The 12,899-nt window shown below is 73.0% G+C and carries 15 protein-coding genes; 8 read left to right on the top strand and 7 right to left on the bottom strand.

All coding sequences use genetic code 11. The annotated features are described in order from the left end of the window. Positions 1-5: 5 nt before the first annotated feature. Positions 6-458: a DUF4442 domain-containing protein gene (locus IE247_RS28080; RefSeq protein ID WP_229869392.1), complete on the bottom strand. Its 453-nt coding sequence runs from the start codon at positions 456-458 to the stop codon at positions 6-8. Between the two features lie 116 nt (positions 459-574). Between IE247_RS28080 and IE247_RS28075 the strand changes: the two genes are divergently transcribed. Continuing rightward, a complete protein-coding gene (locus IE247_RS28075; protein WP_190126114.1) occupies positions 575-1,606 on the top strand; it encodes a DUF8017 domain-containing protein in 1,032 nt (343 codons plus the stop codon). A gap of 21 nt (positions 1,607-1,627) precedes the next feature. Here IE247_RS28075 and IE247_RS28070 read toward each other — a convergent pair whose 3' ends face one another. The 3 genes from IE247_RS28070 to IE247_RS34840 all read right to left on the bottom strand — a co-directional run bounded on the left by IE247_RS28070 (position 1,628) and on the right by IE247_RS34840 (position 3,924). Beyond that, a complete protein-coding gene (locus IE247_RS28070; protein ID WP_190126113.1) occupies positions 1,628-2,473 on the bottom strand; it encodes a spermidine synthase in 846 nt (281 codons plus the stop codon). Positions 2,474-2,550: 77 nt separating this feature from the next. After that, the gene (locus tag IE247_RS28065; protein ID WP_190126112.1) at positions 2,551-3,696 is read right to left on the bottom strand and encodes a GTP-binding protein; all 1,146 of its coding nucleotides are present in this window, start codon (positions 3,694-3,696) and stop codon (positions 2,551-2,553) included. Positions 3,697-3,792: 96 nt separating this feature from the next. Continuing rightward, positions 3,793-3,924, bottom strand: coding sequence for a hypothetical protein (locus IE247_RS34840; protein WP_268247251.1), 132 nt, complete (start codon positions 3,922-3,924; stop codon positions 3,793-3,795). 165 nt (positions 3,925-4,089) lie between these two features. Here IE247_RS34840 and IE247_RS28060 point away from each other — a divergent pair, with 165 nt between their 5' ends. The 6 genes from IE247_RS28060 (at position 4,090) to lnt (ending at position 9,927) form a co-directional block, all read left to right on the top strand. Next, a complete protein-coding gene (locus IE247_RS28060; RefSeq protein ID WP_190126111.1) occupies positions 4,090-4,797 on the top strand; it encodes a TVP38/TMEM64 family protein in 708 nt (235 codons plus the stop codon). A 181-nt stretch (positions 4,798-4,978) separates the two neighbouring features. Further along, positions 4,979-5,863 (top strand): undecaprenyl-diphosphate phosphatase, encoded by an 885-nt coding sequence (locus tag IE247_RS28055; protein WP_190126110.1) that lies wholly within the window; start codon positions 4,979-4,981, stop codon positions 5,861-5,863. A gap of 304 nt (positions 5,864-6,167) precedes the next feature. Then, positions 6,168-6,326: a hypothetical protein gene (locus IE247_RS28050; protein WP_229869391.1), complete on the top strand. Its 159-nt coding sequence runs from the start codon at positions 6,168-6,170 to the stop codon at positions 6,324-6,326. 53 nt (positions 6,327-6,379) lie between these two features. Beyond that, positions 6,380-7,525: a methyltransferase gene (locus IE247_RS28045; RefSeq protein WP_190126108.1), complete on the top strand. Its 1,146-nt coding sequence runs from the start codon at positions 6,380-6,382 to the stop codon at positions 7,523-7,525. Between the two features lie 152 nt (positions 7,526-7,677). Further along, on the top strand, positions 7,678-8,136 hold the full coding sequence (locus IE247_RS28040; protein WP_190126107.1) for a nuclear transport factor 2 family protein: 459 nt from the start codon (positions 7,678-7,680) through the stop codon (positions 8,134-8,136). Between the two features lie 75 nt (positions 8,137-8,211). Further along, on the top strand, positions 8,212-9,927 hold the full coding sequence (lnt, locus tag IE247_RS28035) for an apolipoprotein N-acyltransferase (RefSeq protein ID WP_190126106.1): 1,716 nt from the start codon (positions 8,212-8,214) through the stop codon (positions 9,925-9,927). Here lnt and IE247_RS28030 read toward each other — a convergent pair. Then, positions 9,848-10,756, bottom strand: a complete 909-nt coding sequence (locus IE247_RS28030) for a Gfo/Idh/MocA family protein (protein WP_190126105.1) — start codon at positions 10,754-10,756, stop codon at positions 9,848-9,850. The genes lnt and IE247_RS28030 overlap by 80 nt on opposite strands. 197 nt (positions 10,757-10,953) lie before the next feature. Here IE247_RS28030 and IE247_RS28025 point away from each other — a divergent pair, with 197 nt between their 5' ends. Beyond that, a complete protein-coding gene (locus IE247_RS28025) occupies positions 10,954-11,493 on the top strand; it encodes a hypothetical protein (protein WP_229869407.1) in 540 nt (179 codons plus the stop codon). Positions 11,494-11,554: 61 nt separating this feature from the next. Here IE247_RS28025 and IE247_RS28020 read toward each other — a convergent pair whose 3' ends face one another. Both IE247_RS28020 and IE247_RS28015 read right to left on the bottom strand, forming a co-directional pair. Beyond that, entirely contained in the window at positions 11,555-12,013 is a 459-nt protein-coding gene (locus IE247_RS28020) for a hypothetical protein (protein ID WP_190126104.1), read from the bottom strand. A gap of 143 nt (positions 12,014-12,156) precedes the next feature. Then, entirely contained in the window at positions 12,157-12,840 is a 684-nt protein-coding gene (locus IE247_RS28015) for a uracil-DNA glycosylase (protein WP_190126103.1), read from the bottom strand. Positions 12,841-12,899: the final 59 nt, after the last annotated feature.

Below are 12,899 nucleotides of genomic sequence, written 5' to 3'. Positions count from 1 at the left end.
GATGATCAGGAGTGCGGACGCAGGGTCCAGAGAATGGACATCTCGCCGGTGACCGCGCCGTCCGCGCGCCGGATGGCGATGTCGACGGGGAACTCCGGGCGGCCGCCGGCGTCCAGTTCGGCGACGATGTCGGCGATCGGCCTGCCGAGGGTCGCGGTCGCCGTCACCTCGCCCATCGCGAGCTTCTTGTAGCCGATCTCGGCCTTGACGGCGAGCGGCACGGCCCGGTCCAGCAGCTTCCCGAAGGCGGCGAGGACGATCGCGCCGCTCGCGGACTCGGCGAGGGTGAACATCGCGCCGGCGTGGGGCCCGCCGACGTGGTTGTGGAAGTCCTTCTGGTCCGGCAGTCTCAGCACCGCGCGCTCGGCCGTGGTCTCCAGGAACTCCAGATTGAGGGTTTTGGCCATGGGGACGGTCGCGGCGAGCATCTCGCCGACGGACATCTGATCAGCGCTCATGGCGGCAGATGTTACCGACGGGTAGCCGACTTGGCCATCCCCTCCCGCGCCCCGGGAAGCGGTCGGCACACGGCGAACGTCCGGAACTTCGGCGGCACGAACTATGGTTACTGGCCATGTGGCCAGAACAGCAGCCGCCCGGGGGCCAGAACCCGCAGCAGCCCAACCCGTACCAGCAGCCGGGACAGCCCGCGAATCCCTACCTCCAGCCGGGATATCAGCAGCCCAACCCCTATACGGCGCCGACCGTCGCGTCGTACGCCGCCGGGCCCCCGGTGGGCGGCCCCCGGCCGCCGCGTGAGGGGCGGAGGCGGACCGCGCTGATCGCGGCCGTCGCCGCCACGGCCGTGGTCGCCGCGGCGGCCGTCACCTGGGCGGTCGTGCTCAAGGACGGCGGAGCGCCGGACGGGGAGCCCTCGTCCGGCAAGGGCGGCGTCGCCGCCGCCTCGGACCCGGCGCCGTCCGAGCCGGGCGACGACCCTGCCGTCACGGCCACCGCCACCGCCACGGAGGAGAATCCGCGCAGCGCGACGGACGCGGACGCCGTACCGACGGTCAAGGGCTGGAAGGTCGTCACCAATCCCAAGCACGGCACCCGGTTCGACGTCCCGGCGGAGTGGGAGGTCCCCTCATCGGGGATGAGCACCTTCCTGGAGGACCAGAAGAAGGGCGGCGGTGTTCCGCTGGTCACCATGTCGGCCCCGGCCCATCTCGCCCCCTCCTGGTGCACCGCCGACGCGAACAAGGACGGGGTCCCGGAGACCTCGGGGCTGGCCTCGGCCGGCACCAAGGGCGGCAAGGGGGCCAAGGACACCCAGACCGCCGCCTACAACGAGGCGGGCATCTGGGTGTGGGGCGCGTACGCGCAGAAGGAGCCCAAGGGCACCGTCGAGATCACCCCGGCCAAGCCCCACACCACCGCGTCCGGGCTGAAGGGGAGCATCTCCACGGCGACGGCGACCGGGGTGCGGAAGACCTCGAAGTGCGCCACCGACGGCAAGTCGGTCGCCTTCACCTTCAAGGACGCCACGGGCGAGTTCCGGACCTGGGTGCTCTACGCCGCCAAGGGCGTCCCGGACGAGATTCCGGACGCGACGATCCTGCGGATCCTGAGCACGCTCCGGACGGCGGGGAAGGCGACGAACTGACGGTCGCCGTCCCTGTCCCGGTCAGCCGATGCCGAAGGAGCCGGCGGGCGGCTCCGGGGACGCCCGCGCGTCCAGGTCCACCACGGGGGACGCGCCGCCCGCCAGCCGGGCGATCGCGGGGCCGTCCTCGACCCGCGCCGGGAAGGGGTCGGCCGCGGCGAGGCGGGACAGCGCCGCGAGGTCGACGGGGGTGTGCGAGGCGAGCAGCACGACATTGCCGAAGCGACGGCCGCGCAGTACGGCGGGCTCCGCGATCAGCGCGAGCTGCGGGAAGACCGCCCCGAAGGTCGCGAGCTGGGACCGGAGGAAGCCGAAGGGCGCGCCGTCGGCGAGATTGGCCGCGTGGACGCCGCCGGGGCGGAGCACCCGGTCGGCGGCGCGCGCGTACTCGACCGAGGTGAGCTGCGCGGGGATCCGTGAGCCGCTGAAGACATCGGCGACGACGATGTCGGCACAGTCGGCGGGGGCCCGCTCGATCCACTCCCGGGCGTCGGCGGTGTGCAGCTCGGTCGCGGAGCCCTCGGGCAGCGGCAGCACCTCCGTCACCAGCGCGAGGAGTCCTCGGTCCGCCTCCACGACCTGCTGGCGGGAGCCGGGCCGGGTGGCGGCGACATAGCGCGGCAGGGTCAGCGCGCCGCCGCCGAGGTGGAGCACGTCGAGCGGCTCCCCGGCGGGGGCGTGGCAGTCGATGACATGGGCGAGCCGCCGGGTGTACTCGAACTCCAGGTCGGTGGGGTCGTCCAGGTCGACGTACGACTGGGGCGCGCCGTCCACGGTCAGCAGCCAGGCGCGTGCCCGGTCGACGTCGGGCATCAGTTTGGCGGTGCCGTGATCCACCGGCCGGGTCACGGGTACGGGCTCGTCCACGGCCCCATTGTCGTACGCCGGGCGGCTCCGCCTCCCCCGGGGTGCGCGGGAGGCGGAGCGCGCGGCGGGCCCCTCCCCTACAGGAGCGCGGTGACGGTGCCCGCGCCGACGGTTCGGCCGTCCTCGCGGACGGCGAAGCCGAGTCCGGGCTCCAGGGGGAGGGCGCGGTCCAGCTCCACGGTCATGGAGACCGTTTCGCCGGGCCGGGCGGTGCCGTTCCCGGCGTTCCCGGCGTTCCCGCCGAGGTCGACGCCGCCGGTGACCCCCGCGGTACGGAGGAGGAACCTCGGTCGGCGGCCGGTGGCGATCGGGGCCGTACGGCCGCCCTCGTGGGCGGGGAGGAGCTGCACCCGCGCGGTGAAGCGCCTGCCGGGGGTGACGCTGCCGGGGGCGGCGACCGTGTGTCCCCGATGGAGGACGCCCACGGGCAGGCCGGGCAGGAACAGGGCGACGTCGTCGCCGGCCTCGGCGGACTCCAGGGGTGTGCCGAAGGTCTCCAGAGCGGTGACGACCGTCTCCAGCCCGGGGCCCAGCAGCTCGACGCGGTCACCGACGCGCACGGTGCCGCGTTCGACGGCTCCGGTGACGGCGGTGCCGCGTCCGGCGACGGTGAGCACGCCCTCCACCGGAAGGAGGAAGGGCGCGCCGGTGGAGCGCACCGGGATCGGCACATAGGTGTCGACGGCGTCGAGGAGCGCCTCGACGGAGGCGGTCCAGCGGGGGTCGCCCTCCAGCGCCCGGAGCGCGGAGACGCGGACCACCGGGGTGGTGCCGCCGCCGTACCCGTGGGCGGTGAGCAGCTCGCGGACCTCCCGTTCGACCAGGTCGGCCGGTTCGTCGTCGGCCGCTTCGGCCTTGTTGAGCGCGACGACCACATGGTCGACGCCGGCTTGGCGGGCGAGCAGGACGTGTTCGGCGGTCTGCGGCATGACGCCGTCGGGCGCGGAGACCACGAGGATCGCCCCGTCGAGCCGGGCGGCCCCGGCGGCCATGTTCTCGATGAGGTCGGCGCGGCCCGGGAGGTCGATGTGGGCGTAGTGGCGGGTGTCGGTCTCGTACTCGGCACGGGCGATGTCGGTGGTGCCGCCGCGCCGGGCCTCCTCAAGGGCCCTTCCGGCTCCCCGGCCGCCGAGGGTTTCGGCGAGGGCGGCGGTGAGTGTGGTCTTGCCGTGGCCGGTGTGGCCGATGGTGCCGATGTTCAGGTGGGGCTTGGTACGGGACATGGCTCTTCCTCGGATGCGTCGTGCGAAGCGTGCTGAGGACCCCGAGGCCTTGCCGACCCTCCCCCTGTGGGGTCCCGCCGGACGATCCGGAAAGGGTCAGCCTCGGACGGTGCGGGGCAGCGCCTGGGCGAGTGCGGCGGCGAGCGCCGCACTGGCGGCGAGGAAGACGGCGGCCTTCGGCGCGTCCGCGACGGCGGATCGCGCTGCGAGGAAGGCATGCCGGGTCATGCTCACGATGATCTCGGACCCGGCGTCGGACGTCGAGCCGTTTTCCCGGGAGGGGCCGCCCGGCCGGAGCCGGCGCGGCCGACGGGGAGGAGGGGGAGGAGGGGGAGGAGGGGGAGCGCGGCTCACATTACGGCGATCACATCCGCCTTCGGTTAGTCTCCCCGGATGTTCGAGCCCGTCCCCAGGCCGTCCTCCGGTCTCGCCGTCCGCTGCTCCCGGGTGCTGCTCTCACCCTGGTCGCGGTTCTCCCTGCTCATGCTCATGCTGGCGTCGGCCGGGGCGATGGTGCTGCTGTACGAGCCACAGCGGCTGCTCTCGGACGGCTGGCCCGTGGCCCGGCTGAGCGGCGCGGCGGCGGTGGTGCTGTACGCCGTGGCGTACGGGGCGTGCACGGCGGCGTTCGTTCCGAGGCCGCTGCTGAATCTGGCGGCGGGCGCGCTCTTCGGTTCGCAGGCCGGGCTGGTCTCGGCGCTCGCGGGGACGGTGCTGGGCGCGGGGATCGCCTTCACCCTGGGCCGGCTGCTCGGCCAGGACGCGCTGCGTCCGCTGCTGCGGGGAAAGGTGCTGACGGCCGCCGACGGACAGTTGAGCAGGCACGGTTTCCGTTCGATGCTGGCGATACGGCTCTTCCCCGGCATCCCGTTCGCGGCGGCCAACTACTGCGCCGCCGTCTCCCGTATGGGTTATACGCCTTTTCTGCTGGCCACGGCTCTGGGGTCCATTCCCAATACGGCGGCTTACGTGGTGGCGGGGGCCAGAGCGGGGTCCCCGACCTCTCCCGCCTTTCTGATCTCCATGGGTTTCATCGTGATCACCGGAATGGCGGCGGCTGTGCTCGCCTGGCGCAAGCGCCGGGCGCTGACCCGGAGCTGACGGAGGGTCGCTCCGTCACCCGGTCCGGCTGCGCCCCGTACAGACGACCGCACTCTTCCCGTAGGCAACACGGCACTCCGTGTTCACCTGGGAACGCTACGCTGCCTGACACACTGGCGCATGAACGGGAATCACTACGCGCCGTCAGACATGAACTTTTTCTTGGGTGGCGTAGTTTTCCATGTCGTGGTTCGAAGCACTGATCCTTGGGCTCGTCCAGGGGCTGACCGAATTCCTGCCGATTTCCTCCAGCGCTCATCTGCGGCTCACCGCCGCGTTCGCCGGATGGCACGATCCGGGTGCGGCATTCACCGCGATCACTCAGATCGGCACCGAGACCGCCGTACTGATCTATTTCCGCGAGGACATCGGCAGAATTCTGTCCGCCTGGTTCCGCTCGCTCACCGACAAGAGCATGCGGAGCGACCACGATGCCCGGATGGGCTGGCTGGTGATCATCGGATCGATTCCGATCGGGGTGCTGGGCGTCACGCTCAAGGACCAGATCGAGGGGCCGTTCCGCGATCTGCGGCTGATCGCCACCACGCTGATCGTCATGGGCGTCGTCCTCGGCGTCGCCGACCGGCTCGCCGCCCGCGACGAGTCGGGCGGGCGGCACCGGGCGGCCAGACCCCGCAAGACGCTCCGGGAGCTGAGCGTCAGGGACGGTCTGATCTACGGCTTCTGCCAGGCCCTGGCCCTCATCCCCGGGGTCTCCCGCTCCGGCGCGACCATCAGCGGCGGACTGCTGATGGGCTACACCCGTGAGGCCGCCGCCCGCTACTCGTTCCTGCTGGCCATCCCGGCGGTGCTCGCCTCCGGCGCGTACGAGCTGAAGGACGCGGGCGAGGGGCATGTGTCCTGGGGGCCCACGATCTTCGCGACCATTGTCGCTTTTTTCGTGGGATACGCGGTAATCGCATGGTTTATGAGGTACATCACCACCAAGAGCTTCATGCCCTTCGTGATCTACCGGGTGCTGCTGGGGATCGCGCTGTTCATCCTGGTCGGAACGGATGTGCTGAGCCCCCATGCGGGCGAGTCGGGTTCACCGGCCTCCCCATGACGCCACGTCATGTCCGCTTCTCCGCACGGGGGAACGGGAATCCCGGGCCGAGGACACAGTGAGCGAAGCCACAGCAAGCGGCCCATGAGTTACATCACCACCGAAAGCCCCGCGCCCTCGGCGATCGGCCGCCCACCGCCGGGAATCCCCCTGTTCACCCTGGTGGGAGCGGTCGGAGCGGCTCACGGCGCGGACGGAACGGGCCGGGACCGGCCGCCGTCGCAGGGGAGACGGCTCCACCGCCAGGCCGTAATCTGTTCGCATGTCCCCCCTTCCACGCGAGTCAGAGACTGCTTTGTCCTCCTTGTCCGCAGCCGAGCTCAACGCCCGCATCCGCGAGCTGTGGGCCGACGGACGGCTGCCCGAGGAGCGGCGAGGGGAGTACGAGGCGCTCGTACTGAAGTGGGCGGCGGCCGCGCTGGAGCGCGGCGGGGACGCCACGAGCGTCGAGCGCGCCGCCTGAGGACCCGCCGGGAGCACGGCTCGGGCGCGTCACTCGGCTAGCCTGACTCCACGATGAACCGTTTGAGCACGTCTTGGGGCGACTACACGCTCGCCCGCTTCCCCGAGGATCCCCGCGACGCCCTCCGCGCCTGGGACGCCGCCGACGAATACCTCCTCCGCCGGCTCGACGAGAGCGCCCCGGACCTCTCCGGGACGCTGGTCGTCCTCGGCGACCGCTGGGGCGCGCTGGCCACCTCGCTGGCCGCGCACCGCCCGGTGCAGATCACCGACTCCTTCCTCGCCCAGCGGGCGACCCTGGCGAATCTGGCCCGCAGCGGTGCCGACCCCGGCGCGGTACGGATGCTCTCCGCCCGCGACACCCCGCCCGCGCGGATCGACGTGCTGCTCGTACGGGTGCCCAAGAGCCTGGCGCTGCTGGAGGACCAGCTGCACCGGCTCGCGCCCGGCATCCACCCGGAGACCGTGATCATCGGCGCCGGCATGGTCAGCGAGATCCACACCTCGACGCTGCGGCTGTTCGAACGGATCATCGGCCCGACCAGGACGTCGCTCGCGGTGCGCAAGGCCCGGCTGATCTTCTGCACCCCCGATCCGGCGCTCGCCCCCGCCCCCAGCCCCTGGCCGCTGCGGTACGCGCTCCCCGCCGATGTGGGCGTCGCCTCGGGCCGGACCGTCACCAACCACGCGGGCATCTTCTGCGCCGACCGGCTCGACATCGGCACCCGGCTCTTCCTGGGCAGCCTGCCCGAGCGGGTCGGCCCCCAGAAGGTCGTGGACCTGGGCTGCGGCAACGGCGTGGTCGGCACGGCCGCCGCGCTCGCCAATCCGAGGGCGTCGGTGACCTTCGTCGACGAGTCGTTCTCCGCCGTCGCCTCCGCCGAGGCGACCTACCGGGAGAACGTCCCCACCGGCCGGGAGGCCGAGTTCCTGGTGGGCGACGGGCTCTCCGAGATCCCCGACGGCTCCGTCGACCTCGTCCTCAACAACCCGCCGTTCCACTCCCACCGGGCGACGACCGACACCACCGCCCTCCGGATGTTCACCGGAGCCCGCCGGGCGCTGCGCCCCGGCGGCGAGCTGTGGGTGGTCGGCAACCGTCACCTCGGGTACCACCAGCGGCTGCGCCGGATCTTCGGCGGCTGCCAGGTCATGGCGAGCGACCCGAAGTTCGTCGTCCTGAGGGCGGTCAAGCGGTAGCTCGGCCTCCGTAGATCCGGCACGCCCTTCGCCCGTTCCCCGTCCGATGATCGGATGGGGAACGGGCGAAGATCGACCGTTTGCCCGACACCCGTGCGCGCCGGGCGTGCACAGCTCTTGGCCTGGGGCCCCCGCTGCCGGAAACTGAGCCGATGACTCAGCGCGTGGATCTCGCAACGGTGATGGACCGGCTGGCCATCGATGAACTGGTGACCCGCTACGCGGTGGCCGTGGACGACGCCGACCGGGACGGCTATCTGGCGCTCTTCACCCCACAGGGCCGGGTGGACCATCGCGGCTCCGGCGGGGTCGAGGGCCCGGCGGCCGAGGCAGCCGACCGGCTGGCACAGACGGCGCGGGCCTTCCCCGTGCAGCAGCATCTGATCCTCAACCGGCTGCTGCGCCTCCAGGACCTGGGTGGATACCCGGGCGACGGCGCGGAGGTGCGGGCCGACTACCTCACCACGCTGCGCGCGGACTCCGGCGGCGAGCGCGTCCTGGGCGGGCGCTGCGCCTTCGCGCTGCTGCGGACGGACGACGGCTGGCGGCTGACCGGGGTGAGCACTCGGGAGAAGTGGCGGCGCGACGGCGGCGGCGAAGGCGTCGGGTAGACCCCGGCGGGGGGCCGCCCCACACTGGAGAGGCACTGCTCGCCGTCCCTTCGAGGCAGGACGAGGAGGCACGGGATGCGGACACCGGCCGACCGGCCCCGACGGCGGGAAACCGGCCCGGGAACCGGCCCTGAATCGGGTACGGAACCAGGCACGGGTACAGAACCGAGCACGGGTACGGGTACGGACACGGCTCCGGGCGGCGGCTCCGCGCGGGCGGGCCGGGCCTCCTGGCGGCCCCCGCTGCGCGCCGTCGCCGCCCTGCTCTCGGGCGCGCTCCCGGCGCTCGCCTTCCCCGAGCCCTCGCTGTGGTGGCTCGCGTACGCCGCCCTCGTCCCGTGGATGCTGCTGATACGCACCGCGCCGACGGGCCGACGGGCCGCCTTCGAGGGCTGGCTCGGCGGCATGGGCTTCATGATCGCCGTCCATCACTGGCTGACGCCGAGCCTCCATGTCTTCCTCGTGGTGGTGGCGGCGCTGCTGGCGGCGGCGTGGGCCCCCTGGGGATGGCTGGTCCGCTCGATGACGGGCGGCGTCCCCTCCCAGGCCCGCGCCCTCGCGGCGCTCGCCGTCCTCCCCTCGGGCTGGCTGATGATCGAGCTGCTCCGCTCCTGGGAGGGGCTGGGCGGCCCCTGGGGTCTGCTGGGGGCCAGCCAGTGGCAGGTCTCCCCCGCGCTGAGGCTGGCGTCCGCCGGCGGGGTGTGGCTGGTGAGTCTGCTGGTGGTGGCGGTGAACACGGCGATCGTCCTGCTGATCGCGGTGCCACGGGCCCGTGCCGCCGTGGCCTGCGGTACGGCCCTGGGCGCGCTGGCGGCAGCGGCGCTCTGGTCCTTCGCTCCGAGGCCCGTGGAGTCGGGTACGGCCAGGGTCGCGATCGTCCAGCCCGGGGTGTTCGAGGGCGCGGGGAGCGTGGAACGGCGCTTCGCCAGGGGTGAGGAGCTGACGCTGGGGCTCGTGGGCCGCGATCTCGACCTGGTGGTCTGGGGCGAGAGCAGTGTGGGCGCGGATCTGCGGGAGCGGCCCGATCTGGCGGCCCGGCTCGCCGCCCTCTCCCGGGCGACGGGCGCGCCGCTGCTGGTGAATGTGGACGCGCGGCGCACCGACGCGTCCGGCCGGGGCGGGATATTCAAGAGTTCGGTGCTGGTGGGCCCCGAGGGGCCGACGGGCGACCGCTACGACAAGATGCGCCTGGTCCCCTTCGGGGAGTACGTCCCGGCCCGGAAGCTGCTCGGCTGGGCGACCTCGGTGGGCAGGGCGGCGGGCGAGGACCGGCTGCGCGGGGAGCGTCCGGTGGTGATGCGGCTGCCGGACGGCGGGCCGCGCGTCGGGCCGCTGGTCTGCTTCGAGTCCGCGTTCCCCGACATGAGCAGGCGCCTGGTCCGGGACGGGGCGCAGTTGCTGGTGGCCCAGTCGGCGACCTCGTCCTTCCAGGACAGCTGGGCCCCCGAACAGCACGCCTCACTCGCCGCGCTGCGCGCCGCCGAGTCCGGCCGCACGGCGGTGCACGCCACGCTCACCGGGGTGAGCGTGGTCCACGGCCCCGACGGGAGCCGGATCGGCCGCCCGCTGCCCACGGCGAGCAGCACGGCCGCCGTGTACGGCGTACCGCTGGCGCACGGGAGCACCGGTTATGTCCGGTTCGGCGACTGGCCGGTGCGCGGCGCGCTCGCCGTGCTGGTGGCACTGGCGGCGGTACGGTGCTCCGCCCCGCTCAGGAGGAGGCCTGCTCCAGGGCGCGGAGAACGACCAGCTCGCACAGCTCATGGGTCTTCAGGGCGTCCTGGGCGCTGAGGAGTTTCCCGGCGCGTACGGCGTCGAGGAAGCCCAGGACGGCCTGCTCGATGCCGCGCTGGCGGGCGACCGGCACCCAGTCGCCGCGCCTGCGGACGCTCGGCTGTCCCTTGTGGTCCACGATCTCGGCGAGGTTGCGCACCTCGCGCTTGGTGTCCTGGCCCGAGACTTCGAGGATCTCCTCGGTGGAGCCGCTGCGGTGGTTCATCGAGCCGATGGCGGTGAAGCCGTCGCCGGAGAGCTGGAGCACGACGTGCTGGAGCAGTCCGTCGACGGTCCGGGCGCGCACATCGGTGTGCTCGACGGGCCCGGGGACGAGGAAGCGCAGGGTGTCGACGACATGGATGAAGTCGTCGAGGACGAAGGTGCGCGGGTCCTCGGGGAGCCCGACGCGGTTCTTCTGCATCAGGATCAGTTCGCGCGGGTGGTCCAGACACTGGGCGTAGCCGGGTGCCAGCCGGCGGTTGAAGCCGACGGTGAGGCTGGTGCCGCGGGCTTCGGCCAGCTCCACGAGCGCCCGGGAGTCGGCCAGTTCGTAGGCGAGCGGCTTGTCGACATAGGTCGGCACTCCCGCCTCGACGAGCGCCGTGGCGATGCCCGCGTGGGCGGCGGTCGGCGCGTGGACGAAGGCCGCGTCGAGCCCCTGGCCGATCAGGGACTCCAGGTCGGTGTGGCGGCGCTCCGCCGGAACGTGATGGGTCTCGCCGACCCGGTCCAGGGTCTCGGGGGTACGGGTCTGGAGGTGCAGCTCGACGTCCGGCAGTGAGCCGAGCACGGGGAGATAGGCCTTCTGCGCGATGTCGCCGAGACCGATGCAGCCGACCTTCACGAATTGCCTCCAGAGTTGTGCGGCGTGCCCCTGCCGGGCCCGGTCAGCATACGGGTGCCCCGGCGGCCGGCGGCGGGCGAGTTCACCGGGCCGCGCTGGGCCGCGCTGGGCCGACAGACGGGACCGGGGTCACCCGTGCGGGCCAACTGGCGTCCATATGACCTTCGGCGGGCCCGGGACACGTCAGAGTGACGCCCGTGCGCCCTGTGAAGATCCCTCCGAGAGTCCCGGTGAAGGTCCTGCTGCTCATGACGGTCTGGGCCGTGTCCTGGCCCGCCCTCTCCGGGTGTGTGACCGTGGAGGCGCGGCCCCGGCCGTCGGCCGCGGCCGACGGTCCGCCGCCGGTCGCCCGGCCGCAGATCGCCCGGCAGGGCCCGGCCCGCGAGATGCTGCACGCCCCGCCGGGGAAGCCGGCCGCGCGGCCCGCCCCGGACCGGGCCGAGGCCCTGCCCGTGCGGCCCGCCGTGCCGCCCGTGTCCGAGCCCCGGGCCGTCGCGCCTCCCGCCGCCGAGCCCCGGGCCCGGCAGCGGGCCGCTCCTCCGGCCGCGTCCGCCCCCGCCCCCGTACCCGTCCGGCGCACTCCGCGCCCCGCGCCGTCGACCAGGAGTGTCGCGCGGCCGGATGTGTGCGCGCTGACCGAGGCGTACGGCGGCTGGCGGCCGGGCGGCGCGGAGTCGCGGATGTGCCGGGAGGCGTACGGGAGATCGGCGGGCGGCGCGGGTCGTCGGGGCCGCTGACTTCCGGGCCCGGCCCGGCCGTGGGCACGGCCGTGGGTACGGCCGTGGGCACGGCCGTGGCTCACTCCGGCCCCAGCGCCCTTTCCAGCCGCTGGAAGGCGCTGCGCACACCCCGGCCGTATCCGTCGTCCCCCAGGGTGTCCAGCACCCCGCGCGCCCGGTCGAGATGGATCCGGGCGGCGCCGGGCCTGCGGAGTTTGAGGTAGTCGGCGGCGAGGCTGACATGGAGGGACGGGTAGAAGGCCCGCACCGAGGGAGCGGGCTCCCCCTCGGCGCGCAGGCTCTCGGCCGCGGCCAGGGCCCGCAGATCCCAGGCCAGCTCGTCCCCCGGGTCGTCCTGGGTGTCCGCCATGTAGTGCGCGAGGGTGCAGCGGTGCAGGGCGTCGCCCCGCTCGCCGATCTCCGACCAGATGGCGCCGAACCGATTCCGCGCCTCTTCCCGGTCGCCGCCGTGCAGCAGCATGACCGCCTGCCCGATCCGCGTCATGAGGGCGTCCTCCGACGCCTTCTGCTGCTCCATCACTGCGGCCTCCCACGTCCATGCGGCGAGCGGCGGCGACGATCCACACCTCACGCGGCTAGGGTCTGTCTGACCCTAGCCCACAACGGACAAACCGGCACAGGCTCGGACCCCGGACCCCGGCCCGTGTCCCGGCGGCGAGCTCAGCCCAGGTCGGGGATGCGCCAGTCGATGGGCTCATGGCCCTGGGCCGCCACCGCCTCGTTGATCTGGGTGAAGGGCCGGGAGCCGAAGAACTTCTTCGCCGACAGCGGCGAGGGATGCGCCCCCTTCACCACCACGTGCCGGCTCTCGTCGATCAGGGGCAGCTTCTTCTGGGCGTAATTCCCCCAGAGGACGAATACGGCCGGGTCGGGACGGGAGGCGACGGCCCTGATCACCGCGTCGGTGACCTTCTCCCACCCCTTGCCCTTGTGGGAGTTGGCCTCGCCCGCCCGCACGGTGAGCACCGCGTTGAGCAGGAGGACGCCCTGCTCGGCCCAGGGCATCAGATAGCCGTTGTCCGGGACGGGCAGCCCCAGCTCGGTGTGCATCTCCTTGTAGATGTTCCGCAGCGAGGGCGGGGTCCTGACGCCCGGCCGCACCGAGAAGCACAGCCCGTGCCCCTGCCCCTCGCCGTGGTACGGGTCCTGGCCGAGGATGAGGACCTTGACCTTGTCGTACGGCGTGGCGTCGAGAGCGGCGAAGACCTCCTCGCGCGGCGGATACACCGGCCCCTTGGCCCGCTCCTCCTCGACGAACTCGGTCAGCTCCTTGAAGTAGGGCTGCGCCAGCTCTTCGCCGAGGACGCCGCGCCAGGACTCGGGCAGCTTGTCGGTGTCGGTCACGTCAAGAACCTCCGGAAAGCGATCTGTTACCGAACACAGAACCTACCCGGAGGCACTGA

The sequence above is a fragment of the Streptomyces inusitatus genome (genome assembly GCF_014651115.1).
GTDB lineage: Bacteria > Actinomycetota > Actinomycetes > Streptomycetales > Streptomycetaceae > Streptomyces > Streptomyces amakusaensis.
This window is presented reverse-complemented; position numbering and strand designations above follow the sequence as displayed.

Bases quoted from the DNA above. Each gene is read 5' to 3' on its own strand.
- IE247_RS28040 (WP_190126107.1), top strand. From the start codon at position 7,678: ATGACTCAGCGCGTGGATCTCGCAACGGTGATGGACCGGCTGGCCATC.
- IE247_RS28065 (WP_190126112.1), bottom strand. From the start codon at position 3,696: ATGTCCCGTACCAAGCCCCACCTGAACATCGGCACCATCGGCCACACC.
- IE247_RS34840 (WP_268247251.1), bottom strand. From the start codon at position 3,924: ATGACCCGGCATGCCTTCCTCGCAGCGCGATCCGCCGTCGCGGACGCG.
- IE247_RS28075 (WP_190126114.1), top strand. From the start codon at position 575: ATGTGGCCAGAACAGCAGCCGCCCGGGGGCCAGAACCCGCAGCAGCCC.
- IE247_RS28080 (WP_229869392.1), bottom strand. From the start codon at position 458: ATGAGCGCTGATCAGATGTCCGTCGGCGAGATGCTCGCCGCGACCGTC.
- IE247_RS28020 (WP_190126104.1), bottom strand. From the start codon at position 12,013: ATGGAGCAGCAGAAGGCGTCGGAGGACGCCCTCATGACGCGGATCGGG.
- lnt (WP_190126106.1), top strand. From the start codon at position 8,212: ATGCGGACACCGGCCGACCGGCCCCGACGGCGGGAAACCGGCCCGGGA.
- IE247_RS28055 (WP_190126110.1), top strand. From the start codon at position 4,979: ATGTCGTGGTTCGAAGCACTGATCCTTGGGCTCGTCCAGGGGCTGACC.
- IE247_RS28060 (WP_190126111.1), top strand. From the start codon at position 4,090: ATGTTCGAGCCCGTCCCCAGGCCGTCCTCCGGTCTCGCCGTCCGCTGC.
- IE247_RS28045 (WP_190126108.1), top strand. From the start codon at position 6,380: ATGAACCGTTTGAGCACGTCTTGGGGCGACTACACGCTCGCCCGCTTC.